Source organism: Synechococcus sp. JA-2-3B'a(2-13), from assembly GCF_000013225.1.
Classification (GTDB): domain Bacteria; phylum Cyanobacteriota; class Cyanobacteriia; order Thermostichales; family Thermostichaceae; genus Thermostichus.
In genome coordinates, this window is record NC_007776.1 from 2,860,805 (window position 1) to 2,883,019 (window position 22,215).

Genomic DNA, 22,215 nt, shown 5'->3' on the forward strand with positions numbered 1-22,215 from the left:
TTTGCCAAACCGCCTAAAGCTCAGTAAATTCAGCAAAGTTCAGGGTTTTGGGGGTTAGAGGCATGCTCTCCAGCAGCGGCAGCCGCCGCGAAGGGAAGTTGAGGATATCTCTGTCAAGTTTTTCGGACCCGCAGCCGACCTGGCCGGCCTCAGCAATGTAGAAGCCGCTGTCATCGGACATGGAGAGGTAGAGGGCCCCTTCACCGAGGTCAACAACCTGGACATCGAGCGGGATCCTCGCTTTCCCATTCGGGTCACGGTCCAGTTCTACAAAGCCACCGACAATGGCGTGGTCTCTGCTGAAGACATGGCCCAAATCCACCATCAAATTGCCCGCGTCTATCGAGAGGCCGACTATGTGGGCAGCTTGGTGCTTCAGCGGGACACAGGCCGACCTACGGAGTACAACCGCGACGCAGAGACAGAGCGCCCCTTTCCCTTTCCTTGGTTTCCTTGGTGGCTTCCTTGGTTTCCTTGGTGGCCGCGACGCTAGGGCCTGCTGCGCATTTTTCCCACAACCTGCCGCCAGGTGGCAACATCTTCTCGCGCCTGGGTTTCTCCACTACACTGACTACTGACCTGACGCCAAGGGGAATGGGTGTCGGCCCGATATCCTCGGCAAGGTCAGGGTCTGCAGAGACAGTTGCCAAGGTCTCATTTCTTGAGGCCATGGTGCTTGTCTGTGCCAGCTCTTGCCCAAGGCAGTGGGGAGCTTTTCCTGCAACACTATGGCTGACGCAGTTCCCGTTCGGCGCTACGACCTGTTTGTGCAGGCTTCCCGGCTGCTGCAGCGCTACCGGCAGCTCACGCCGGAACTCCGTCCCATAGGGCTAGAGGTGGCTCTGGCCATCCAGTATCACCGCGCTCAGGCCGGATCGGGATCCCTCTTGCCTTGGGTGGGATCCCCTCGCGGACTGCCCTTGCAGCAAGTGGCCCAGCGCATTTGCGACCCGTTTTACAGCAAAACCCACCCTCTTTTACCGACCTTGCCCGAAACCGGCGAGCCTTTGGTGTGGCCTCTGTTCAACCAGGGGGAAAACGGTTTGATCCGGCCCCTGGCCCCGAGCAAAGTGGGCGGGAAACTGGCGGAACGGCGCTGGCTCAAAGCCTGCAACAGCCAGGAAGGGATCGGCTGTCATGCCTTGGCGGCCCACTTGTGGCAAGACGAGCGCTTTTTGGCCGAAGACCGGGATCTCTGTCCTTTCCGCCTTTATGATGGGCGCTACCCCTTGAGCGTGGATCAAGGGCGGCAGACCTGCGGCTTTGACGATCACCCCTGTGGCTGGCAGCCGGGACACCCCAAAATGTTGCAGGTGGTGGGCAAAGGCAAACAGGCCGAGATCCTGCTCCCCCACTGGACGGATGACATGTGGGCGATGCTCATTCCCTCCCATCGTCCGCTGCCGATTTACCCGCTCTTGGTGATGCTTTACTTTGGCCAGGAAACTTTGCAAAAGGGGCGGAGCAGCCTCTCCATCGAGCAATTTCGTCTGGATTTTCAGTTTAGCCAGTCTCAACTGCGCCTGTTGTTCGACACCCACCCTGAGCACCCCTTGAATCGACACCTGCTTACCTGGGCTCAGCAGCCAGAGGTGGAGTGGGGATCCACAGAACTCTTGCCCCAGATGCCGCCCCTCCTGCATCAACCTGCTGGGGGCAAGGTGGTTTTGGATCCCGATGAGCCGCCCCAGTTCCGCAGCAGTGGGATCCCTCACAGCGCCGGGACAGACCCGCTGATGGCAGAACGCCGCCGTCGCCGTCAGTTGGAGCGCAGCGAACGCCACAACGAGATCTTGCACCAGTTTCGCCGCTGGTTCCGCCTGGCAGGATTGGAAGTCCGGGAGGATCAGCATACCTTTGACTTTTTGGCCGTGGCGGACGGGCATCTGCTTTTGGCCGAAGTAAAGCTCCTGCACCACAAGGATGCGGCAGAGGCTTTGCAGGAAGTGGTGGGACAGTTGCTCTACTACGAGCGCTTTGCCCTCGGCCCTTGGATCGAGCAGGGCTTTTCCGTTCAGAAGGCCGCCGTTTTCGATGGGCCACCGCCAGATCCCTATGTGCGATTTCTAGAAGACCTGGGCATTGCTACCTACTGGATCAACGAGCAGCAGATGATCGATGGGCCGGAAAACTCTTTGCGTCTGCTGCGCCAGATGGGGGTGCGGGTACGACCGGATCCCGAATTGGGGGATTAGGGGAAAAAGCCTGCCCATGTTCTCCCCTGAGTTTTGACTCAGGCGGGGGTAACTTCTTGTCTTCTTAAGCGTACCTTAACTGCCCCTTTACTCAGATTCCTTCCTGAAGATGGTGTCCATATAGACGGTAAAAATACGGGATCCTTTGAAGTTTCGGGAGGAGTGAAGCAGATGTGGTCTAGGGTTACTTCGCGTCGTGTTGCCCAATCAATTGCGGTGCTAGTTTTTGGTTTGGTGCTTTTGGTTTCTCTTCAAGGGTTCGGCTCCAGAAGAACTCTTTTGCCAATACTTACACCTGTGCCCACACCGACCCCGACTTCAACACCCACAGCCACGCCAACACCGACGCCCACGCCGGGAGGCTGTGATCCCAACGCCAACCTGATCCCAGTTGGCACTGTCCAGGGCACTGGCTTCACTTCCCCCCTGGTGAACCAAACAGTCACGGTTTCTGGAATCGTAGTAGGAGACTTTGAAAATGAGGGGGTGGCTGGCCAAACCTATCTCCAGGGCTACTACCTACAAGATGATGGTGACGGGAATCCCGCCACATCAGATGGCATCTTCGTTTTCAGTGGCACAGCTAATAACGTCAGGCTTGGGGATAGGGTTCAGGTGACCGGAACGGTTGCTGAGTTCCGCCAGCAAACCCAGCTCTCCAACGTCACCAGCTTTACTGTCTGTAGCTCTGACAATCCGTTGCCGGCCCCAGTGCAGATCTCTCTACCGCTGACTGCGGAGCAAAGGGAAGCTCTGGAAGGAATGCTGGTCACATTTGGAAATCAGCCCCTGTTTGTAAGCGACTCCTTCTTGCTGGGACGCCACGGGGAGCTGAGTGTGGCCACAGAGCGGTTGTTCACTCCTACGCAAATTGCGGCTCCCAGCCAGGCAGCTGCCATTCAAGCGGAAAACGACCGAAAGCGGATTCGCATTGATGACCGGCTGCTCACCCAAAACCCAGATCCGGTTATCTACCCCACTCCGGGTGGCCTGAGCGCGGCTAACACTGTGCGCGGCGGCGATCGCGTCAGCAACATCACCGGGATCATGACCCAGTTGCGAGGCCGGAATGTCAGTGGCGATGTGGATGCGACCATCGACTACCGTATCCACCCCAATGATCCCAACAACTTGCCCAGGTTTACAGCCACCAACCCTCGCCCGCAAAACCCACCCTCAGTAGGGGGCTCCCTGAGGGTAGCTAGCTTTAACCTGTTCAACTACTTCAACACCTTTGGCAACGCCTGCTTCCCCAATAACTCCTCCTGTCAGGGAGCCAGCAACGCCACCGAGTTCACCCGCCAGCGGGATAAGCTCATCGAGGCTATTCGCCGCATGGATGCCGATATCGTAGGCCTCAACGAGTTAGAAAACGATGGATACGGTTCGAATAGTTCCATTCAGGATTTGGTGAACGGGCTCAACCAGGTCATGGGGGCAGGAACCTACGCCTTTGTGAATGTTGGAGTGCCCAACCTGGGCGGCGATGCCATCACCAACGGCTTTATCTACAAGCCAGCTACGGTTGAAATTGCCCCCGGCACTAACCCGGCCTTCCTGGACACAGGGGAATTCACCCAAGGCCCCGGACGCTTCCATCGTCCTCCTCTGGCTGTAACCTTCCGGCAGCGGAGCAACAACGCCACCTTCACTGTTGTGGTCAACCACTTCAAGTCCAAGGTTTCTCCCTGCGATCCTATTGACAACGATCCCTTCCAAGGCAATTGCAACGGCAACCGCACCCGGGCCGCTCAGCAACTCTTGAGCTGGCTCGCCACCAATCCAACTGGCTCCACCGATCCGGATGTGTTGATTATGGGGGATCTCAACTCCTACGCTATGGAGGATCCGATCAAAACTCTGGAGGCGGGCGGGTTCATCAACCTCAATGGCCCCAACAGCTACTCCTTTAGCTTCCAAGGACAGTGGGGATCTCTGGATCATGCCCTGGCCAACAGCAGTCTGAGACCCCAAGTTACAGGCTCAGCTAAGTGGCACATCAACGCTGATGAGCCCGTGAGCTTGGACTACACCCTGAGCTTCAAGAGTCCCTCTCAGCAGAGCCTCTTCTACGCCAGCGATCCCTTCCGCTCTTCCGACCACGATCCGGTGCTCGTTGGCTTGAACCTGACTCCGGCCCCAACACCGACACCGACGCCCACACCGACACCAACTCCTCCTTCCGTTAACCTGCCTTTGACTGAAGGCTTTGATAACTGCAACCCTGCTCCAGCCGGCTGGCAGATTGTGGATGTGGACGGCGACACCAGTCGTTCCTGGCGTTGTGTCAACTCCCTTGCCGAGGCCAACGCTTTCAACGGTCAGCAACCGGGTAATGACTGGCTGATCACTCCTCCTCTGAACCTGGCTTCCGTCAGCAACCCAGTTCTGACCTTCCGCAATCGGAGTTCTTTTAGAGATAACGGCCTTCCTCCTTCGCAACAACTAAGCGTTCTTTACTCCACCAACTACAGCGGTGCAGGCACTCCAGCGGCAGTGAATGCAGCCACTTGGACTGCTCTGACGATTCCCACTCTCTCTACGGGCAGCTTCGTCAACTCCGGCCCGATTTCTCTGGCTGGGATCCAGCCTTCCAACCGTGTTTACATTGCCTTCCGCTATCGCTCTTCTGGTACAGCTTCCGGCTCGGCCACTCGCTGGCGGGTGGATAGTGTCAACATCTCCGGGAACTAGGTGTGGGATCCTAGTGCCAACCTGAGTCTGATTGGCAGTGGCTGGGAAAGTGGATCTGCTTCCTCAGCCGTAACGCTCTCCTATGTGGTCTTGGCCGGGATCCACCGTTGCTCAGCGGGTTTCGAGCAGAGGGATTGACTTTTGGAGCACGGACTAAAGGGAGAGGAGCCGGGGGTGGTTGCCTTTGGCGGCACGGAGCGCTTAAGACACTTCGGGAGAAAAATGGTTGAGGATCCGGGGGGATTGCAATGTCCTCGTCTCAATCGAAATGACCTCATTATGGGATCCCCACCTGGGCGCAGATTTGCCCCTGTCGGTCGAACAACGTCACCGCCAACAGCAGGGATCGACCGGCATACTTTTGCACATAGCCTGTGGCTCTCTCCAGGATTTGGCGAGCCAACTCCTGCATCACGGGTGCTGCCCAGCCAAGGCCATCCAGATAGTGCACCGCTGCCTCTACTGTCCGCAACTCCAACACCTGCCGCGCCTGTTCTGCCGTTCCTCCGCGCCGGATCAGGGCTGCCGCCAGAATTTCCAAGCGAGCATCGGCCACGTGGCTGGAAGTGGTGAAGATCCCCCCTGCCAGCTTGATCAGCTTGCCGTGGTAGCCGATCAAATGAATGGACTCCGCCCCCCGCAGCGCCGCTTCCACCAGCAACGGCCCTATCCAATTGGCTACTCGCAGGATCTGGTCTTCCGGGATCCCTTGCCGCAGCGCCACCTGCTGCCCATGGCTGCCCACGCAAAAGATCAAATGCTTGTGCCGCTCCAACTTTTGTTGCAGCTCTTGGCGGGCTTGCTCTAAGCTCTCAACACTTGAGGAAGGCTCCACCTCCGCCCGCGTTCCCAACAGGGCCAGCCCTTCCAGCACCCCAAAAGCAGCATTGGAGGTGCGCTCGGCCAGCAGCTTTCCTTCAGGCAAGATAATGCGAACCCGCAACCGGCAATCGGGGGGGATCCCGGGCAAAAGATTGATCTCAAACAAACGGCGGGCATAGGCATAAATGGCCGGGCTGCCATCGGTGCGTCGCCCCAGCCCTTCCCCGGCTTCCAAGATCAAGGGGGGATCCTCGGGATCCCTCTCCTCCAACCTCACCCAAGCCCAGACCGGCGTGTCGCGGGTGAGATCCAGGTGGGGGCCGGGATCCGAGCGGGTAATGGCCAGAGCTGTTGTCTTCTCCAAGGCAGCTACCTGCTCCACCGGGATGTGGATCCGAGCCTCAAGGGACTGGGGCTCAGCCTGCACCGCAACAACCAAGCGCCCCCCTTCCTTCTCCAAAGGGATCCCCAGAAGGTGGTGAAGAGCAGCCCTGGCCGAGGCAACGGCGAAAACGGGCAAGGTATAGCCCCGCGGTCGGGATCCCTGAACAGCATCCTGCATCTGCACAGCTTTTTGCTTCGGAAATGGATGACCGGAAAACCAAAATCTCCGGAAAATGCACACCTCAATTGTGGCTTGTGAGAGAACCCAGGAGTTTCGGGGAACACCTCCCGGAAGCAATCGTTAAATGATCTGGGGGAAGAAGAGGGGATCCGAAATTTGCCTTTTTCAATGAAGGTAGTCGAAAACTGGGGCAGCTATGAGCGAAGCAGTGCAGCACTACCTTGAGCGTCTGGAGTCGCAAATACAGGAGCTAAAAGCTGCCATCGAGCGGATGCCCGAGCAGGTGGTGGCTGTTCTCCTGGCTACCCAGGAAGCCAAAAAAAACACCCCCACCCCCTCCCGTTACAGCGTTCTAATCTCAGACTTGGTGGAAGATGGCAGCCACAACTTCCTGCTGGATGATGAACCCACCGTGGTGAGCAACCGCAGCATGGGGCATGAGCTGGCCCCCGAAGCCCAAATACAGCGCCTGAGTGCCCAGTTAACCGCTGCCTACAACCGCATTGCCGCTCTGGAAGAGCAGCTCTTGGCCCAGCGCTTGCAACACTAAACCAAACCGACAGTCGTCCGGACCGGTCTGGAAAGGCTTCAACGGGGAACAGCAGAGGGCTTGCCTTTGCGTTGCACATCCTGCATCTGGAAGCCGTGCTTGCGCAGCTCTTGATCCAGCACCAGCTCGTTTTCCACGTGATCCACAAACAACACGCCGTTGAGGTGGTCGATTTCGTGTTGGATCACCCGCGCCAGCAAATCGTCCGCTCGAAGGGTGCGGGGCCGCCCCGTTTCATCCTTGAACGAAACCACAATCCCTTCTGGGCGCATGACCTCGCAGAATACCCCCGGAATGCTCAGGCAACCCTCCTGCCCGGCAACGGCCTCGCCAATGTACTCCCGGATCTCCGGGTTGATCAGCACCAGCGGTGGCACCTCCGGCTTATCGGGATAAAGATCCACCACAATCATGCGCTTGGGAATGCCAACCTGCGGAGCCGCCAGACCAATCCCATCAAAGCTGTACATGGTCTGCAGCATGTCCCGGGCAAGCTGGCGGATCTCGTCGTTGACCTGGCTGATGCGCTTGGCCGGCTGCCGCAGCACCTTGTCCCCCATGCGATAAATGCGCAGGGGCGGATGCTTCAGCTTCACTTTGGGAACAGCAACAGAAAGGGTAGCCACCATCTGGCAGATCTCACAGAATAACAGCAGGTATCAGGCCTGGATCCCTATTCTACATTCAGTCCCAGTTGCGCCGAAACCACTGTTGCCTAACTCTCTTCTCCTTTTTGGTTTTGAAGAGGGGGTAGGGACCTGTTTGGGATGATCATGGCTCAGGGTTGCCGTCGCCAGCCTCTGGAAGTCGTTGGGCCTGTTGGTCAATTCCCTGCTTAAAGCCCAAGGCCACCAAAATATTGGAGAGGGTGAGAAAAGCCTCTGCCCCTCCATGCAAGGGATCCACATTGGCCAGGGAAGTGCCGTAGTGCATCTGAGCGTACAGCCCTGCCGGGATGCTGACGGCCACAAAAAGCAACAACAGCCAAAATCCAACCAAAGCCAAACGTGGGATCCGGCGCAGCCGCGACAGAAAGAATAAAAAGACCAAGTAAGGGAACAGAGAGAGGGCAAATAAACTGTTCATCGCCTAGTCGGGATCCCCCTCCTGTGCAGGCTCGTCGGCTCTCTCAGCTCGCCAAATGCGGTAGGCAGCCCAAGCCAAGGTGCAGTTGCCCAGCAAGGTGAAGCTGGCCTGTGCAGTCACCACCCAGTCTAACTTGGGGTCGTTGTCAAACCAGTGCCAGGTGATCGCGCACATCGCCCCCGACAAAGCAGGCAGCATCGCCCAGCTCAAACTTCGCCATTCGGGCTGGCCCACCCGCTCCCCAAATTGCCACACGAGCACAATAGCAGCGATCCACTCCAAGACGCTGGCAATGTGAATCCACCAGGTGGGAAGCGAAAGGGCGTGCATCAGGCGCTGAGGGAATGACGCAGCAGTTGGCGGTAAGTGGCCTCCTGCAACAGCATTTGCTTGTGCAGTTTGACCAAAATGTCTTTGGCCTGCTCGGGGCTCATGCGAGAAACCAAGGTCTCGAAAGCCCGCTGGCGAAATTGCTGCTCCAAAGAAAGCTCTAGCGTTTCATCCATCATTATCACCTCAGGGTGCTCAGGTAGAGAGGTCTGCAAAGAGTTCCAACAGCGCAGATCTGGCCAGGTAGTGCAAGCAGGATAATACATATCTTAACAAATCGCAACAACGTGACAAGATGCCGGATCTCGACGTGCCGGAAGGGAGCTTGGCCGAGGCGAGGGCAGAGGCATTCAACCCAATGGCAGAAAAAGTACAGGCCCGTCAAGTTTGACGAAAGCGCATTTTGGATGGGGAAGGGGGAAGATTTTCCGGCAGGGATCCCTTTACATCCCGTCATGTTCGGCGATTCGGCAGGGCTCCATGATAGAAGTGAAGTACTCTGGAGCTTTGTTGCCACCCTTGCTGATTGGTGACTTACTTTGCTTGAATTGCCATGACCATTTTTGTGGGGAACCTAAACTATAAAGCCTCAACAGAAGAACTGAAAGCTTTCTTCCAGCAGAGGTGGAACGTTAAGTCGGTTACAATCCCGATAGACCGAGAGACAGGTCAGACACGAGGCTTCGCGTTTGTGGATCTGGCAACCGAAGCTGAGGAGGACGAAGCCATCGAGAGCGCGAACGGGCAGGAATTCATGGGCCGGCCTCTGCGTTTGGATCGAGCCAGGCCCCGCCGCCAAGCCTAAGCAAAGATTGTTCAACCCTGGGTTTGCCATTCTGGGCAACCAAAGGACTCCGTCCCGCTAACGCGAACGGCAAGGTTTATCCCAACAGATGGGAGAGCTGCAAAGTCTCCAAGAGCGCCCAAGATGGTAAGGTTGCTACATCTTTCCGACATTCATCTGGGCAGTGGTCTTGCCTACGGCCACATTAACCCAGCTACCGGCCTGAATACCCGTTTGGAAGATTTTGTAGCTTCTTTGCGCTTGTGCATTGACCATGCTCTCAACCAAGCGGTGGATCTGGTGTTGTTTGGGGGCGATGCTTTCCCCGATGCGACACCCCCCCCTCTCCATCAAGAGCTTTTTGCCCAACAGTTTCGCCGCCTGGCCGATGCAGGGATCCCAACCGTCCTGTTGGTGGGCAACCACGATCAGTACGGGCAGGGACAGGGAGGCAACAGCCTGGCTATCTACCGCGCTTTGGGGGTCTCAGGCTTTATTGTGGGGGACAGACTGGAAACTCATCGGATCGAAACTCGCGGTGGCCCGGTGCAGGTGACCACTTTACCTTGGCTGAGTCGCTCTGCTCTACTCGCCCAACAGGAAAGCTTGGCGCTTGAAGGGGAAATCCTCGCGCATCAGCTCCTGCAGCGCCTCCGCCTAGCCCTAGAAGGGGAGATCCGCACCCTGCAGCCAGGGATCCCGGCGATTTTGTTGGCTCACGTCATGGTGGAGACAGCCCGCTACGGAGCAGAACGCCATCTTTCGGTGGGCAGAGGATTTACGGTGCCCCTTTCGCTGCTGGCTCGGCCTGCCTATCAATATGTTGCCTTGGGGCATGTACACCGTCACCAGGTGCTGTGTCGGGATCCCTTGATGCTCTATCCCGGCAGCATTGAGCGGGTGGATTTTGGCGAAGAAAAAGAGGAAAAAGGCTGTGTGCTGGTGGAAGTCACCCCTACGGGGGCCAGCTATGAATTTTTGCCCCTGCCAACCCGTACCTTTCACACCATTCGCCTGGATCTGAGCGCAGATCCACCCCAGCAGGCGCAGTCCAAGCTGCTGGCCGCCATCGCCAAGGCCCCCGTGGCCGGCTCCATCCTGCGGTTGATCTACCGCATACGGCCCGACCAGCTAGAGTGCATTGATGAGCGGGCTCTGCACAACGCTCTTGCCCCTGCTTTTAGCTACACCATCGCCCCAGAAGTGGTCAGCCCCAGCCGCATCCGTCTGCCGGGATGGGATCCCAGCCGACTTGAGCCCCTGACGGCTCTGGAGCAGTATTTGGCCAACCGCAGCGATCTGGCCCCCTTGCACAACGATTTGCTGGCCGCCGCCCGTCAGTTGTTGGAGGAATATGCGGATCCCTTGCAGGACTGGGATCCCAACTGGGAGGAGCCGGGAGCTTCAAGCCCTGCCTCAGCAGAAGAGGAGCAGTTGCCTTTGTTTTGAGATGCTCCCTTTGTCGCCTCAGGGTTCGTAGGGGTGGGGATGGGGGATCCCTGTACGAAGAAATCAGGACAGGAGTGCTCGCCAAAGCTGCGGGCTCCTCAAGCTTCAAGTGATCTGAATCACTTCGAAATGGCAAAAAGCAACACAAACTGAGGATTGGGTTGAAGACGTTGGCAACGACGGCATCAGCTCACTCACAGGGAACTGACTCAGACTGGTAGACCTCACACTGCCAGTCTTTTTTTGTTTAGGGCCTGGGGGCTGTGAAGTCGCAGCGAGCGGGGGATCCCTTTCTAGCATTCATGAAATTCCCATCTTCTTTTCTATAGAGTCAGTCTATTAAATCTATAGAGTCTGTATATTAAAAGACAAATAACGATCTGTTCTCGGCAGAGGCTACCAATTTGTCAAGTGGGCGTCAAGTGTGCCAAGTGTACAGAAGGTTAGTTCTCAGGGAATTTATTTTCTCACAACAATAGGTATGCTGTAGAAACAGCATACTATGGAGAAGTAGGTTCTATGGACAGTATCCTTTGGTTTCTCTTGATCGGAGCCCTGGCGGGTTGGCTGGCAGGGAATATTCGACGCGGTTACGGATTTGGATTGATAGGCAACATAATCGTTGGTGTTTGCGGGGCATTTTTTGGCGGGTTCCTCTTCGATTTGCTTGGCCTGTCGGCTACAGGTCTTTTGGGAAGTTTGTTGATGGCTACCGTTGGGGCTTTGGTTTTGTTGGCGTTAATTGGCTTCGTTCGTCAGGCTTGATCTTTAAGATGGCCCGCAAGGGCTTGTGTTTCCGTTGGGATCTTGATCGAACATTTAATCGAACATTTACCGGAGAATTTTTATGAGCATTCGTGTTCTTTCGGCAGCGATGATTGGCTTAGCCATCCCCAGCATGGGTCTGTTGACAATGCCATCTGCTTCTGCCCAGCACTTGTTTGATTTGGGAGTGCGCCAACTGCAGCCGGGCACCATCATTCCCGTCCAAAGCTTCAAGGGAGAAGAGCCCCAGTACTTCAGCCCCAACAGCACCCACCCACTTACCCTGCGGGTGGCTCAGGACATCTACAACGGCAGCGGCCAATTGGTAATCCCAGCAGGCAGCGAGGTGCGAGGCAGCTTACGACCGACTCAGGGAGGGGCCAGGTTCTTCGGCACGGCTTTGATTGCCAATGGGCGACTTTACTCGGTGCAGATGTCTTCTGATTTGATCCACTGATTTGATCCACACTGAGAAAGACCCGCGCCACTATTCTGCCGAAGCGATTGCTCAAGATGCAGCCATTGGTGCTGTGGGGGGTACGGTGCTGGGCTTGCTCACAGGAGGCGTTTCTGCCTTAGGGGTCATTGGCGGAGCCGGAGCCGGAGTGGCGGTGGGCAATATCACAGCACCTCAAGTCGTGGTGTTGCGCCCTAACCAAACGATTAACTTGACCCTGAACAGTCCAGTGCGCCTGTAACCGGCCAAGTTTGATCCCAAACTTCCAGATGCAGAGAGATAAGGATCCCGGCCTAAACCGGGATCCCTTTCTGGTTTCAAGGGTTTCGTAGAAAAAACCCAGCTTCAGTGCAAGTAGGTGTAGGCCCGCAAGTTGTCTTCAAAGTGCCGTTGCAAGGCGCGGGCCTGGGATAGGCTGATCTGCCCCCGTTGTAGGGCGGCTTCGGTGGCGTGGTGGAGGGTCTCCACCAGATCTTCGCTGTTGTACTGCACCCAGCTCAGCACTTCGCCAATGGTGTCCCCCTTGATGACTTGGGAAACGTGGTAGCCGCCGGGGCGGGAGCGGATATGCACCGCGTTGGTATCGCCAAACAGGTTGTGCAGATCTCCGAGAATCTCCTGGTAAGCGCCCCCCAGAAACACCCCCAGCAGGTAGGGATGTCCGTTGGGGTCGTGCAGCGGCAAGACCGAGGTGATCTGCCCGTCTTCGCCGAAGAAGCGGTTGATCTTGCCGTCGCTGTCGCAGGTGAGATCGGCCAGGGTGGCCCATTGGCGTGGCTCCTCATCCAGACGATGAATCGGCATGATGGGGAATACCTGGTCGATGGCCCAGCTATCCGGCAGGGATTGGAATAGAGAGAAATTGCCGTAGTAGATGCTGGCCAACATTTCGTCCAGATCCAAGAGATCCACCGCCACCGGATGCCCCGCTTGGTGCTGCTCGTAGGCCAAGGTGCAGATCTTGTCGGAGCAGTTCCAAAACAGGCGTTCCACCTCGGCCCGCTCCTGCAGGCTGAGGGATCCCTCAGTGAACTGGCGCAGGGCGGCCTCCTTCAGCTCCTGACAACGGCGGTAATTGACCACCAGAGTATCGGGCTGGATTTGGTAGTAAAGCTGGTTTAGCTTCTGGATCACCTCCGCATCGGAAGTGAGCTGGGTGGGCATCGGGTAGGGGCTGGCAGCGTTGACATCTTGCACGTCAAACACCAGCACCGACTGGTGGGACATGAGGGCGCGTCCGCTTTCGGTCACCAGTACCGGCGGCTGGATCCCGTGGGGTTCCAGGGCGGTGAGCACGGTCTGCACCACGGTGGCGGCGTAGTCCTCCATGCTGTAGCTCTGGGAAAAAGGATTGGGGGACTGGGATCCGTCGTAATCGACCCCCAAGCCGCCGCCGATATCCAGGTAGCCCATGGGGGCCCCCAGCTTGACCAGCTCGATGTAGATTTGGCTGGCCTCCCGCACGGCCCGTCCATGCACGCTCACCATCGAGATCTGGGAGCCGATGTGGTAGTGCAACAGGCGTAGACAATGCAGCTTGCCCGCTTCCCGCAGCCGTTCCACCACTTGCAAAATCTCGGTGGCCGTGAGGCCGAACTTAGCCCGATCCCCAGCCGAGGTGCCCCAGCGTCCACTGCCCTGGGCGGAGAGCTTGGCCCGTACCCCCAAGATGGGGTCAATGCCCAGTTGGTCGGCAGCCTGCAGCACCAGCTCCAGCTCTTGCAGCCGCTCCAAAACGATGATCGGGGTGCGCCCCAGCCGCTGGGCCAAGAGGGCCGTCTCCATAAAGTCGCGGTCTTTGTAGCCGTTGCAGATCAACAAAGCCCCAGGAGTATCCAGCAGAGCCAGGGCAATCAACAGCTCCGGTTTGGATCCCGCCTCCAGGCCAAAGTGGTAGGCGCGACCGTGCTTCACCACTTCCTCCACCAGGTGGCGCTGCTGGTTCACCTTAACGGGGTAAACCCCCCGATAGACGTTGGGGTAGCCAAAGCGCTGGATGGCCTGCTGAAAGCTCTCGCAAATTTGCCGCATGCGGTCGGCCACGATCTCGGGAAAGCGAATCAACAGAGGCAACTGCAAACCCCGTGCCACCAGATCCATCACCAAGTGGTACAGGTCAATGCCCGGTTCCTGCTGCTGTAGGCCCTGTGGGGTCACCTCCACATGACCGGCGGCGTTGATACGGAAGTAGGGATCCCCCCAACCTGAGATGCGATAGAGCTTTTCGCTGTCTCGCAGTGTCCAGGGAGAACGAGTCAAAGTCGGCATAGTAGTCCCCCAGATACCGAGATGTGAACAGCGCAGGATTTCTGCACAGAATTCACAATATATTGCCCTATTCCAGAATATGTCAAGATTTTTCTGGTGCGGGGGGACTCAGGCCCAAAAACCGCTAAGCCTTGCCAGACAAGGCTTTGGCTTGGGGATCTCTGTGCAACTGCCGCAGAACTCAGCTCGCTTAATCTCTTGTTTGCGCTGTTTTTCTTTGTTTTTCTCTTGAATTCTCCATTTTCCGTCTCTCCTTTCTGAGCTTGGGTCGGATCCCGACTTTTGCTGGGAAGCGTAGCGAGGAATACGGGGATGGTACAGAGGGAAAGACAGCCACCTGGGGAAAGTGGGCCACGCACGGGATCCCAAGAGCTCTCGCCGGCAACCCTTGACAGGGCCCCGCAGGCAAGACAAGGATCGGGGCGGTGACCTCGGAGAACCTGAACCATGGCTCAACTGCCCCGCTTCCGTCGCCGAGAAGTGTTGCTTTCTTTATTGGCCACCGGCGCTACCTTGAGCGCCTGCCAAAGGGGATCCCGTTCTGACCAACCCAGCGGCAGGGATCCCGTTCCTGCCTCCGGCAGCCAGTCCTCCGACAAAGTTTTGCTGATCAACGGAGCCGGGTCCACCTTTCCGGCTCCTCTTTACTTGCGCTGGTTTTCCGATTACCGCCAGGTGGATCCCAAGGTGGAGATCAATTTCCAACCGGTGGGCAGCGCCGCTGGGATCCGGCAATTTATTGACCAGACAGTGGACTTTGCCGCCAGTGATGTGGCCATGACCGATGCCGAGATCGCCGAGGTGAAGCGGGGTGTGGTCATGATCCCGATGACCGCAGGCAGCATTGCCGTAGGCTACAACCTGCCGGGGATCCCTTCTGGACTCAAGCTGTCTCGACCCGTTTTGGTGAAGATCTTTCGCGGCCAAATCGACCAGTGGCGGGATCCGGAGATCCTGGCCCTGAACCCGGAGCTAACCATTCCCGATCTGCCCATCACCGTCTGCTACCGCTCCGATGGCAGCGGCACCACCGATACCTTTACCCGCCACCTGGCGGCCATCGATCCGGCTTGGGCCTCAGAAATCGGTGTTGGCATGTCGCTAGAGTGGCCGGTGGGCATTGGGGTAAAGGGCAACGAGGGCATGAGCGCCCAAATGCTCCTCAGCGAAGGGGTGATCGGCTACGTGGAGTCGGTCTATGCCTGCGAGCTGGATCTGTCGGTGGCAGCTCTGGAGAACCGCCGCGGCGAGTTCATTCTCCCCTCCCCGGAAGCCTCGGCCCTGGCCTTGAGCGAAATTGAGCTGCCGGAAAACCTGCGGGCTTTTGTGCCGGATCCCGCTGGCCCTGGAGCGTATCCCATCGTCACCTACACCTGGATCCTGACCTACCGCCGGTACTCGGATCCCGCCATGGCCGCCGCCCTGCAAGCTGTGCTCCGCTGGGCCCTTGCCGAAGGACAAGCCCTGGCCGAGGAGATGGGCTACCTGCCCCTGGCCGCAACCGTTGTGAACCGCGGCCTGGAGGCGCTGCAGCTTATCCAGAGCTAGCCTGGCAGTAGTCCCCCAAGAGTTGCCAATAGCTGCCAACCCAGGCCATACCCCAAGCGGCACCGAAAGCAAGGCTGCTGCAGGTACGGAGATCCGTAACCGGTCTGCCCTTCAGCCCCGAGAAATGGGCGGCATTCTCGCCCTGGCCTCGCCAACCAGCTGGTTAGGATCGACCCAGGAAGTGACCAAGCATCTGCCGGATTTTCACAGATTGGCTGCCCAAGCTACTTCACACAGGCTGGCGGCGGTAACCGAAGCAATGTACTCAAGAAGAGGAGAATAAGGAGCCGATGGGAAAAGTTGTAGGAATTGACCTGGGCACAACCAACTCGGTTGTCGCCGTAATGGAGGGGGGTGTCCCCACCGTCATCGCCAATGCTGAGGGTACTCGCACCACACCCTCGGTGGTCGCCTTCACCAAAGATGGAGAGCGCCTGGTGGGCCAAATGGCCCGCCGCCAAGCGGTGCTCAACCCCGAAAACACGTTCTACTCCGTTAAGCGGTTCATCGGTCGCAAGTACGATGAGCTGAATGCCGACTCCAAGCGGGTCTCCTACCAGGTGCGGCGGGACGAGCGGGGCAATGTCAAACTGTACGCCCCCCGCCTGAACAAGGAATTTGCGCCGGAAGAGATTTCGGCCATGGTGCTGCGCAAGCTAGCGGATGATGCCAGCCGCTACCTGGGCCAGCCGGTCACCCAAGCGGTGATCACGGTTCCTGCTTACTTTAATGACTCGCAGCGGCAGGCCACCAAAGATGCGGGCCGCATTGCCGGTTTGGAAGTGCTGCGCATCATCAACGAGCCGACAGCAGCCTCTTTGGCCTACGGCTTGGACAAGCGCAACAACGAGACCATCCTCGTCTTCGACCTGGGCGGCGGCACCTTCGACGTGTCCATCCTGGAAGTGGGGGATGGCGTTTTCGAGGTGAAATCCACCAGCGGCGACACGCAGTTGGGGGGCGACGACTTCGACAAGAAGATCGTCGATTGGATGGCCGAGCAGTTCAAGCAAATGGAAGGGATCGACCTGCGGCAAGACCGGCAGGCGCTGCAACGGCTAACGGAAGCCGCGGAAAAAGCCAAGATCGAGCTGTCCAGCGTTTCCGAAACCACCATCAACCTGCCCTTCATCACTGCCACTGCCGATGGGCCCAAACACCTGGAGCTGAAGCTCTCCCGCGCCCAGTTTGAGCACCTCTGTGCCGACCTGCTGGAGCGCTGCAAGGGGCCGGTGGAGCAAGCCCTGCGGGATGCCAAGCTCACCAAGGCCGACATCAACGAAGTGGTGCTGGTGGGGGGATCTACCCGCATTCCGGCGGTGCAGCGGCTGGTGAGGGAGCTGCTGGGAAAAGAACCCAACCAGAGCGTCAACCCCGATGAGGTGGTGGCCGTTGGGGCAGCCATTCAGGCTGGCGTACTGGCGGGCGAAGTCAAAGACGTGCTGTTGCTGGATGTCACCCCCTTGTCCTTGGGGGTGGAAACCCTGGGCGGCGTGGCCACCAAGCTGATCCCGCGCAACACCACCATCCCCACCCGCAAGTCGGAGATCTTCTCCACTGCCGAAGATGGGCAGACCTCTGTGGAAATCCACGTGGTGCAAGGGGAGCGGGAGCTGGCCCGCGACAACAAATCTCTGGGCCGCTTCAAGCTGGACGGGATCCCGCCGGCCCCCCGCGGTGTGCCGCAGATCGAGGTCACCTTCGACATCGACGCCAACGGCATCCTCAAGGTGACGGCCAAAGACAAAGGCAGCGGCAAAGAGCAGAGCATCTCCATCACCGGCGCCTCTACTTTGGATAGCAAAGAGGTGGAGCGCATGATTGCTGAGGCAGAAAAATACGCTGCCGAAGACCGGGCCCGCCGGGAGAAAATTGAGCGCCGCAACAAGGCCGACTCGCTGGCCTACCAAGCCGAGCGGCAGTTGAAGGAGTTGGGCGACAAGATCTCCTCCAGCAAACGCAGCCAAATCGAGACTCTGGTGCGAGAACTGCGGGAGGCCATCCAGCGGGAGGACGACAGCGCCATCCAGAGCAAAGAGCGGGAGCTGCAAGAGGCTCTCTACGCCATGAGCAGCGAGCTGTATCAACAGCCGGGGGCCTCCTCTGGCCCCACTCCCGGCTCAGGGAAAACCTCCGGCGGCAGCGATGATGTGATCGATGCCGACTTCACCGAGAGCAAGTGACTGCTCAGGGATCCCTCCGTGGGCCGCGGGCCCAGGGCGGATCCCGCCCTTACTTGTAGCGCCGATAATGAGGAGGGACGGGATGGGCGATGGCGTCTAGCCCGCCTCCTCATTTTCTTCAGTAGGTCGGAGGGAAGGAGCCCTTGCCGGGGACGCCTAGCCTCGTGGTTTTCTGCCCACTCTCAGCGATTTGCCTGCGGACGCCTCCATGCAAAACTTTAAGGACTACTACAAGATTTTGGGGGTCAGCAAAACGGCCACTGCCGATGAGGTGAAACAAGCCTATCGGCGCCTAGCCCGCAAGTATCACCCAGATGTCAACCCCAACGACAAAGCGGCTGAAGAGAAATTCAAAGACATTAACGAAGCCTACGAAGTTCTCTCGGATCCCAGCAAGCGCAGGCAATACGACCAATTTGGCCAATACTATCAGCAGGGCGGGTTTCGCTCCAGCCGCGATGCCTACACCTACAGCAGCAGCCCCTTCAGCCAAGACTTTGGGGGGAGCGGATTTGGGGGGAGTGGCGTCGATTTCAGCCAATTTGATGATTTTCAAGACTTCATCGATCAACTGCTGGGCCGGGTGCGCAGCCAAACCGCAGACCGCAGCAGCGGATTTTCGGGATCCACTGGCAACACCAGTTACGATGCTGAGGCCACCATCCAGATCAGCATTCCAGAAGCTTTTGAGGGGGGCAAGCGTCGCCTGCGGGTGGGCGGGGATCGCGTGCTCGAGGTAAACATCCCGCCGGGAATTACGCCAGGGAAGCGGATTCGCCTGCGCGGCCAAGGCCACCCCAACCCCAACGGCGGTGCCGGTGATCTGTACCTTAAAATTGAGCTGAAAGACCACCCCTTCTATCGCCTAGAGGGATTCGACGTTTACTGCGATCTGCCCATCAGCCCCAGCGAAGCGGTTTTGGGCGCCCAGGTGGAAGTGCCCACCTTGGATGGGGTGGTGAAGCTGCGGATCCCACCTGGCATGCAGCCGGGGCGAAAGTTGCGGCTGGCGGAAAGGGGATTTCCCAAAGGCAACGGAGAACGGGGGGATTTTTACGTGGTGGTGCAGATCCATTTGCCCACCCAGATCTCCGAAGAAGAGCGAGAACTTTACGAAAAGCTGCAGCGGGTTCAATCCTACGATCCCCGCGCCACCCTTAAGCTCTAGCATTGATATTCTCCGATATTCTCCCACGGCCAAAGCCTCAAGATTCTTGACAAGCGCTCCGCGCCGCCTGAAAGCAGGAAGCCGCCCTTCTAGCTTGCTTCCAGTAGCGGTAGGGCGGGGCTGGAGGCCCAGCCTTGGGGTCAAGATGGGGTCCTGCTGGAATCTGGTTGCGTCGGCGGGACGGGAGCTGCATTTGCTTCCAGAGGTTCCTGACGAGAGCATCCCTGGCTCCATTGCAGTTGCCGCAGGATCCCGCGCAACAAGGCCACCTCGGCTACGGTCAGGCCGGCTCGCTGGAACAGGGCGCGAAACTTGAGCATTTTGCGGCGGGCTGTGTGGGGGTGCAGGTAGCCAATTTGCAGCAACAGCGCTTCTAAGTGGTCGAAAAATCCCTCCAGCAGCTCGAAGGGGGCAAGCCTTTGCGGTGAGGGCATAGGAGGAGCAGGGGAAGGGCTCTGGCAGACGAGGGTGTACAGCTCATAGCAACAAATGGCCACGGCTTGGGCCAAGTTTAAAGAGGGATAGGTCGCATCGGTGGGGATCTGGATCTGGCGATGGCAAAGGGCCAGCTCCTCGTTGCTCAAGCCGCGATCTTCGGGGCCAAACACGAGGGCGGCAGGGCCGGCGGCCAGCAGAGCGGGAAAGGCTTGGCGGGGGGACTGAATTTGCCATTCGGGTGGGTAGGTTTGGCTGCGCCCCGTTGTCCCGAAAACCTGCACACACCCTTGCAGGGCTTCGGGCAAAGTTTGCACCTTCCGGGCTTGATGGAGCAGGTCTGCCCCATGCACGGCTGTGGTGATCGCTTCTATATCGAGGGGATCGCATTGGGGATCCACCAGCACCCACTGCCTGAAGCCCATGTTTTTCATCACGCGGGCAATGGCGCCGAGGTTGCGCGGCCCAGCCGGCTGCACCAATACAAGCCGTACCTGCGCCAGTTGTTCAGGGCCAGAGTGGGGTAATATCGGCATCAGGTTGGGATCCCCCAGAGTGCCTAGAGTAGAGAAGAGGAGCTTGATTCTGTCATAGATTGCATCCATGGGATCCGCATACCGTTGTTGGCTGAGCTTGATTTGTCTGGTGTTGGTGGGATGCTGCTGGGGATCCCCGGCGCTGGCTGCCCCTTCATCGCTGGCAGGGCCGGCTCAGGTATCGCCCCAGCTCGTTCGCGATAGCGACTCAGAGCGGTTTTCTCTGGCCGAGGCGCGGCAGCGGCTGGAAGCCATTGCCGAGGTCATGCGCTCGATTCGCCTGTGCAACCGGCCCAACTGCCGCTACCGAGATATCGCTGTGGACGTGTGGCCTGTGGACATATCCATCCCCAATGGTGGTGCCGAGCCGTTCTACGAGGGCAGCATCGACGCCATGATCGACCGTCCTTCCGGCAGCTTGGATAAAGCCCACTACCGGCTGCAGTTTCGCCAGGGGCGCTGGCAGTTGCTGGGGGGCGAAGAGATGTCCGATGTCTCTTCCTTTTTCTTTGAGGGAGATACCTACGAGGTGTTCAGCGCCTATGGCACCCGCAGCCACAAAGCCAAGTTGGCAGATGCCAGCAGCAACCTGCGCGTGGGCTATCGGGAGCTGTATTACCGCGTTTTCGACCAGGGCCAAGAGCGTTTGCACTAGCGCTGCGGAGCACGATGAGAGGCCGGCAACACACCTTAGCCAGCTCTATTGCCCTAGAAGGCGTTGGCCTGCACACCGGCCTGCCAATTGGCTGCAGTCTGCATCCAGCTCCTGCCGGCAGCGGTCGGGTGTTTGTGCGGGTGGATCAACCGGGATCCCCTGAGATCCCGGCTCGGTTGGGATCCCTGGCCCCTGCCCATCTCTGCACCCTGTTGCAGCAGGGATCCCCCTCTGTTCAAGTGCAGACGGTGGAACACCTGCTGGCCGCCCTTTACATCCTGGGCATTGACAACTGCCGCATCGAGGTGGAGGGGCCGGAGCTGCCGATTCTGGATGGCTCTGCCCTGCCCTTTGTAGAGGCCATTGCCCAGGCCGGGATCCAGGCCCAAGATCAGCCAGCCCTGCTGGGGGTGATCCAAGAACCGGTCACTGTCTGGGCGGGGGAAGCCTTTGTCAGCGCCCTCCCCCATCCTACAGCCCGCTTTACCTATGGCATCGATTTTGCCGATTGCCCGATTGGAGAACAGTGGCTGAGCTGGAGGGAGAACAGGCCGGATTTTGTCCAGTCCATTGCGCCGGCCCGCACCTTCGCCCGCCAGCAGGATGTGGAGCTGGCCCGGGAACGGGGGCTAATCCAGGGGGGCAGCCTGGAAAATGCCATTGTCTGTAGCCAAACCGAGTGGTTGGGGCCATTGCGCTACCCAGATGAGCCGGTGCGCCATAAGCTGATAGATTTACTAGGAGATCTCAGCCTCCTGGGCTGCCGACTGCAGGGGCACATTGTGGCCTACAAGGCGGGCCATGCCCTGCACCACCGTTTGGCCGAGCAGTTGCTCAAGAGTGGATCCCTGCTGATCCATGAAGAGTGAGGGGGAGCAAGGGATCCGGTTGCGCAGCAACAACCCTGCCATCCTCAGTTGCGAGAGCGGTGCGGAGCACTTGTCTTCAAGGGGATCCCCAGGGTGGGATCCGCTTCATTCCCCTCCTTTCCGCAGCTCCCTGGGTGCTCTTTTGGCTGAGTTCTGGCCTGCCGTCCTCCCCGTCCGGGATTTGGTTTTGTCCTCTGCCTCTGTGGGTTCACCATGTCCTCTGATGTCTCTCCTCCTCCCCTTCTCTCGGCTGAGGCAGCCGCTCAATTGGCAACCGCTCCCCCCGTCTTCACAACGGAGCAGATTTTGGAGATCTTGCCCCATCGCTATCCTTTCTTGCTGGTGGATCGGGTTGTGGAGTATCAACCGGGGCAACGGGCGGTGGGCCTGAAAAACGTCACCTTCAACGAGCCTTTTTTTCAAGGGCATTTCCCCAACCGACCCATCATGCCCGGCGTCCTAATCGTCGAGGCCATGGCCCAGATAGGGGGGATCGTGTTGACCAAGTTGCCGGACGTGGCCGGGCGTTTGGCCCTGTTTGCCGGGATCGATGGCGTTCGCTTTCGCCGCCCGGTACTGCCGGGGGATCAACTGCTGCTCTCCGCCGATTTGCTCACCATTCGCCAGAGGCGCATTGGCAAGATGTTCTGCCGCGCTCAGGTGGGAGGGCAACTGGTAACCGAGGGGGAGCTGATGTTCTCCCTGGTGGATTGATGGGCCAACAGCGGCCATCCAGGAGGCGCTCCGGTGTGGGTGTTCTCGCAATTGAGATAAAGTGTTGGGATAGAAAGATGGCTCAGGGGCTGCTTGCGCCTTTCTGTCGGGATACGGTAAACATGTTGTCGCGACAGTGGGG

At 58.5% G+C, this 22,215-nt stretch carries 23 protein-coding genes; 15 read left to right on the plus strand and 8 right to left on the minus strand.

Features of this window, described 5'->3' with window-relative positions; genetic code table 11:
- Positions 1 to 13 precede the first annotated feature (13 nt).
- Complete coding sequence (locus tag CYB_RS15455) at positions 14 to 325, minus strand: hypothetical protein (RefSeq protein ID WP_041436856.1); 312 nt, start codon at positions 323 to 325, stop codon at positions 14 to 16.
- On the opposite strand from CYB_RS15455, the gene CYB_RS15460 reads away from it, so the two are divergent.
- The 3 genes from CYB_RS15460 (at position 308) to CYB_RS13175 (ending at position 4,889) form a co-directional block, all read left to right on the plus strand.
- On the plus strand, positions 308 to 493 hold the full coding sequence (locus CYB_RS15460; protein ID WP_238376815.1) for a hypothetical protein: 186 nt from the start codon (positions 308 to 310) through the stop codon (positions 491 to 493). The genes CYB_RS15455 and CYB_RS15460 overlap by 18 nt on opposite strands.
- A gap of 235 nt (positions 494 to 728) precedes the next feature.
- Positions 729 to 2,195, plus strand: a complete 1,467-nt coding sequence (locus tag CYB_RS13170; protein ID WP_011434306.1) for a hypothetical protein — start codon at positions 729 to 731, stop codon at positions 2,193 to 2,195.
- Between the two features lie 297 nt (positions 2,196 to 2,492).
- Positions 2,493 to 4,889 (plus strand): ExeM/NucH family extracellular endonuclease, encoded by a 2,397-nt coding sequence (locus tag CYB_RS13175; RefSeq protein WP_238376816.1) that lies wholly within the window; start codon positions 2,493 to 2,495, stop codon positions 4,887 to 4,889.
- Positions 4,890 to 5,166: 277 nt separating this feature from the next.
- Here the strand turns inward: CYB_RS13175 and cbiD are convergent, their stop codons facing one another.
- Positions 5,167 to 6,273: a cobalt-precorrin-5B (C(1))-methyltransferase CbiD gene (gene cbiD / locus CYB_RS13180; protein WP_011434309.1), complete on the minus strand. Its 1,107-nt coding sequence runs from the start codon at positions 6,271 to 6,273 to the stop codon at positions 5,167 to 5,169.
- A gap of 199 nt (positions 6,274 to 6,472) precedes the next feature.
- On the opposite strand from cbiD, the gene CYB_RS13185 reads away from it, so the two are divergent.
- Positions 6,473 to 6,826: a hypothetical protein gene (locus CYB_RS13185; protein WP_011434310.1), complete on the plus strand. Its 354-nt coding sequence runs from the start codon at positions 6,473 to 6,475 to the stop codon at positions 6,824 to 6,826.
- Positions 6,827 to 6,864: 38 nt separating this feature from the next.
- On the opposite strand, the gene def is transcribed toward CYB_RS13185, so the two are convergent.
- The 4 genes from def to CYB_RS13205 all read right to left on the minus strand — a co-directional run bounded on the left by def (position 6,865) and on the right by CYB_RS13205 (position 8,421).
- Positions 6,865 to 7,455: a peptide deformylase gene (def, locus tag CYB_RS13190; protein ID WP_011434311.1), complete on the minus strand. Its 591-nt coding sequence runs from the start codon at positions 7,453 to 7,455 to the stop codon at positions 6,865 to 6,867.
- Positions 7,456 to 7,597: 142 nt separating this feature from the next.
- Positions 7,598 to 7,912: a DUF3593 domain-containing protein gene (locus tag CYB_RS13195; protein ID WP_011434312.1), complete on the minus strand. Its 315-nt coding sequence runs from the start codon at positions 7,910 to 7,912 to the stop codon at positions 7,598 to 7,600.
- Positions 7,913 to 7,915: 3 nt separating this feature from the next.
- Positions 7,916 to 8,242 carry a DUF2499 domain-containing protein gene (locus tag CYB_RS13200; protein WP_011434313.1) on the minus strand — a complete coding sequence of 109 codons (327 nt, stop codon included), beginning with the start codon at positions 8,240 to 8,242 and terminating at the stop codon, positions 7,916 to 7,918.
- Positions 8,242 to 8,421: an NblA/ycf18 family protein gene (locus CYB_RS13205; protein ID WP_238376817.1), complete on the minus strand. Its 180-nt coding sequence runs from the start codon at positions 8,419 to 8,421 to the stop codon at positions 8,242 to 8,244. The genes CYB_RS13200 and CYB_RS13205 overlap by 1 nt, the downstream gene beginning before the upstream one ends.
- A gap of 374 nt (positions 8,422 to 8,795) precedes the next feature.
- Between CYB_RS13205 and CYB_RS13210 the strand changes: the two genes are divergently transcribed.
- The 5 genes from CYB_RS13210 (at position 8,796) to CYB_RS15470 (ending at position 11,938) form a co-directional block, all read left to right on the plus strand.
- Positions 8,796 to 9,047 (plus strand): RNA recognition motif domain-containing protein, encoded by a 252-nt coding sequence (locus tag CYB_RS13210; protein ID WP_011434316.1) that lies wholly within the window; start codon positions 8,796 to 8,798, stop codon positions 9,045 to 9,047.
- Between the two features lie 123 nt (positions 9,048 to 9,170).
- Positions 9,171 to 10,475, plus strand: a complete 1,305-nt coding sequence (locus CYB_RS13215; protein WP_011434317.1) for a metallophosphoesterase family protein — start codon at positions 9,171 to 9,173, stop codon at positions 10,473 to 10,475.
- Between the two features lie 519 nt (positions 10,476 to 10,994).
- On the plus strand, positions 10,995 to 11,240 hold the full coding sequence (locus CYB_RS13220) for a GlsB/YeaQ/YmgE family stress response membrane protein (RefSeq protein WP_011434318.1): 246 nt from the start codon (positions 10,995 to 10,997) through the stop codon (positions 11,238 to 11,240).
- 82 nt (positions 11,241 to 11,322) lie between these two features.
- The gene (locus tag CYB_RS15465; protein WP_238376818.1) at positions 11,323 to 11,697 is read left to right on the plus strand and encodes a hypothetical protein; all 375 of its coding nucleotides are present in this window, start codon (positions 11,323 to 11,325) and stop codon (positions 11,695 to 11,697) included.
- A gap of 1 nt (position 11,698) precedes the next feature.
- On the plus strand, positions 11,699 to 11,938 hold the full coding sequence (locus CYB_RS15470) for a hypothetical protein (protein WP_011434319.1): 240 nt from the start codon (positions 11,699 to 11,701) through the stop codon (positions 11,936 to 11,938).
- A 104-nt stretch (positions 11,939 to 12,042) separates the two neighbouring features.
- Here CYB_RS15470 and speA read toward each other — a convergent pair whose 3' ends face one another.
- The gene (speA, locus tag CYB_RS13230; protein ID WP_011434320.1) at positions 12,043 to 13,965 is read right to left on the minus strand and encodes a biosynthetic arginine decarboxylase; all 1,923 of its coding nucleotides are present in this window, start codon (positions 13,963 to 13,965) and stop codon (positions 12,043 to 12,045) included.
- A 447-nt stretch (positions 13,966 to 14,412) separates the two neighbouring features.
- On the opposite strand from speA, the gene pstS reads away from it, so the two are divergent.
- From pstS to CYB_RS13245, 3 genes are all read left to right on the plus strand, one after another.
- Complete coding sequence (gene pstS, locus CYB_RS13235) at positions 14,413 to 15,513, plus strand: phosphate ABC transporter substrate-binding protein PstS (RefSeq protein ID WP_011434321.1); 1,101 nt, start codon at positions 14,413 to 14,415, stop codon at positions 15,511 to 15,513.
- A gap of 290 nt (positions 15,514 to 15,803) precedes the next feature.
- A complete protein-coding gene (gene dnaK / locus CYB_RS13240; protein WP_011434322.1) occupies positions 15,804 to 17,696 on the plus strand; it encodes a molecular chaperone DnaK in 1,893 nt (630 codons plus the stop codon).
- A 208-nt stretch (positions 17,697 to 17,904) separates the two neighbouring features.
- Positions 17,905 to 18,864 (plus strand): DnaJ C-terminal domain-containing protein, encoded by a 960-nt coding sequence (locus CYB_RS13245; RefSeq protein WP_011434323.1) that lies wholly within the window; start codon positions 17,905 to 17,907, stop codon positions 18,862 to 18,864.
- A 140-nt stretch (positions 18,865 to 19,004) separates the two neighbouring features.
- Here CYB_RS13245 and CYB_RS13250 read toward each other — a convergent pair whose 3' ends face one another.
- Positions 19,005 to 19,835 (minus strand): RNA methyltransferase, encoded by an 831-nt coding sequence (locus CYB_RS13250; protein ID WP_011434324.1) that lies wholly within the window; start codon positions 19,833 to 19,835, stop codon positions 19,005 to 19,007.
- Between the two features lie 67 nt (positions 19,836 to 19,902).
- Between CYB_RS13250 and CYB_RS13255 the strand changes: the two genes are divergently transcribed.
- The 3 genes from CYB_RS13255 to fabZ all read left to right on the plus strand — a co-directional run bounded on the left by CYB_RS13255 (position 19,903) and on the right by fabZ (position 22,073).
- Positions 19,903 to 20,490 (plus strand): hypothetical protein, encoded by a 588-nt coding sequence (locus tag CYB_RS13255; RefSeq protein WP_011434325.1) that lies wholly within the window; start codon positions 19,903 to 19,905, stop codon positions 20,488 to 20,490.
- 14 nt (positions 20,491 to 20,504) lie between these two features.
- Positions 20,505 to 21,359 (plus strand): UDP-3-O-acyl-N-acetylglucosamine deacetylase, encoded by an 855-nt coding sequence (gene lpxC / locus CYB_RS13260; protein WP_011434326.1) that lies wholly within the window; start codon positions 20,505 to 20,507, stop codon positions 21,357 to 21,359.
- A 213-nt stretch (positions 21,360 to 21,572) separates the two neighbouring features.
- A complete protein-coding gene (fabZ, locus tag CYB_RS13265) occupies positions 21,573 to 22,073 on the plus strand; it encodes a 3-hydroxyacyl-ACP dehydratase FabZ (protein WP_011434327.1) in 501 nt (166 codons plus the stop codon).
- Positions 22,074 to 22,215: the final 142 nt, after the last annotated feature.

Bases quoted from the DNA above. Each gene is read 5' to 3' on its own strand.
- CYB_RS15460 (WP_238376815.1), top strand. From the start codon at position 308: ATGGCCCAAATCCACCATCAAATTGCCCGCGTCTATCGAGAGGCCGAC.
- CYB_RS15455 (WP_041436856.1), bottom strand. From the start codon at position 325: ATGGTGGATTTGGGCCATGTCTTCAGCAGAGACCACGCCATTGTCGGT.
- CYB_RS13170 (WP_011434306.1), top strand. From the start codon at position 729: ATGGCTGACGCAGTTCCCGTTCGGCGCTACGACCTGTTTGTGCAGGCT.
- cbiD (WP_011434309.1), bottom strand. From the start codon at position 6,273: ATGCAGGATGCTGTTCAGGGATCCCGACCGCGGGGCTATACCTTGCCC.
- CYB_RS13185 (WP_011434310.1), top strand. From the start codon at position 6,473: ATGAGCGAAGCAGTGCAGCACTACCTTGAGCGTCTGGAGTCGCAAATA.
- def (WP_011434311.1), bottom strand. From the start codon at position 7,455: ATGGTGGCTACCCTTTCTGTTGCTGTTCCCAAAGTGAAGCTGAAGCAT.
- CYB_RS13195 (WP_011434312.1), bottom strand. From the start codon at position 7,912: ATGAACAGTTTATTTGCCCTCTCTCTGTTCCCTTACTTGGTCTTTTTA.
- CYB_RS13200 (WP_011434313.1), bottom strand. From the start codon at position 8,242: ATGCACGCCCTTTCGCTTCCCACCTGGTGGATTCACATTGCCAGCGTC.
- CYB_RS13205 (WP_238376817.1), bottom strand. From the start codon at position 8,421: ATGATGGATGAAACGCTAGAGCTTTCTTTGGAGCAGCAATTTCGCCAG.
- CYB_RS13210 (WP_011434316.1), top strand. From the start codon at position 8,796: ATGACCATTTTTGTGGGGAACCTAAACTATAAAGCCTCAACAGAAGAA.
- CYB_RS13215 (WP_011434317.1), top strand. From the start codon at position 9,171: ATGGTAAGGTTGCTACATCTTTCCGACATTCATCTGGGCAGTGGTCTT.
- CYB_RS13220 (WP_011434318.1), top strand. From the start codon at position 10,995: ATGGACAGTATCCTTTGGTTTCTCTTGATCGGAGCCCTGGCGGGTTGG.
- CYB_RS15465 (WP_238376818.1), top strand. From the start codon at position 11,323: ATGAGCATTCGTGTTCTTTCGGCAGCGATGATTGGCTTAGCCATCCCC.
- speA (WP_011434320.1), bottom strand. From the start codon at position 13,965: ATGCCGACTTTGACTCGTTCTCCCTGGACACTGCGAGACAGCGAAAAG.
- pstS (WP_011434321.1), top strand. From the start codon at position 14,413: ATGGCTCAACTGCCCCGCTTCCGTCGCCGAGAAGTGTTGCTTTCTTTA.
- dnaK (WP_011434322.1), top strand. From the start codon at position 15,804: ATGGGAAAAGTTGTAGGAATTGACCTGGGCACAACCAACTCGGTTGTC.
- CYB_RS13245 (WP_011434323.1), top strand. From the start codon at position 17,905: ATGCAAAACTTTAAGGACTACTACAAGATTTTGGGGGTCAGCAAAACG.
- CYB_RS13250 (WP_011434324.1), bottom strand. From the start codon at position 19,835: ATGCCGATATTACCCCACTCTGGCCCTGAACAACTGGCGCAGGTACGG.
- CYB_RS13255 (WP_011434325.1), top strand. From the start codon at position 19,903: ATGGGATCCGCATACCGTTGTTGGCTGAGCTTGATTTGTCTGGTGTTG.
- lpxC (WP_011434326.1), top strand. From the start codon at position 20,505: ATGAGAGGCCGGCAACACACCTTAGCCAGCTCTATTGCCCTAGAAGGC.
- fabZ (WP_011434327.1), top strand. From the start codon at position 21,573: ATGTCCTCTGATGTCTCTCCTCCTCCCCTTCTCTCGGCTGAGGCAGCC.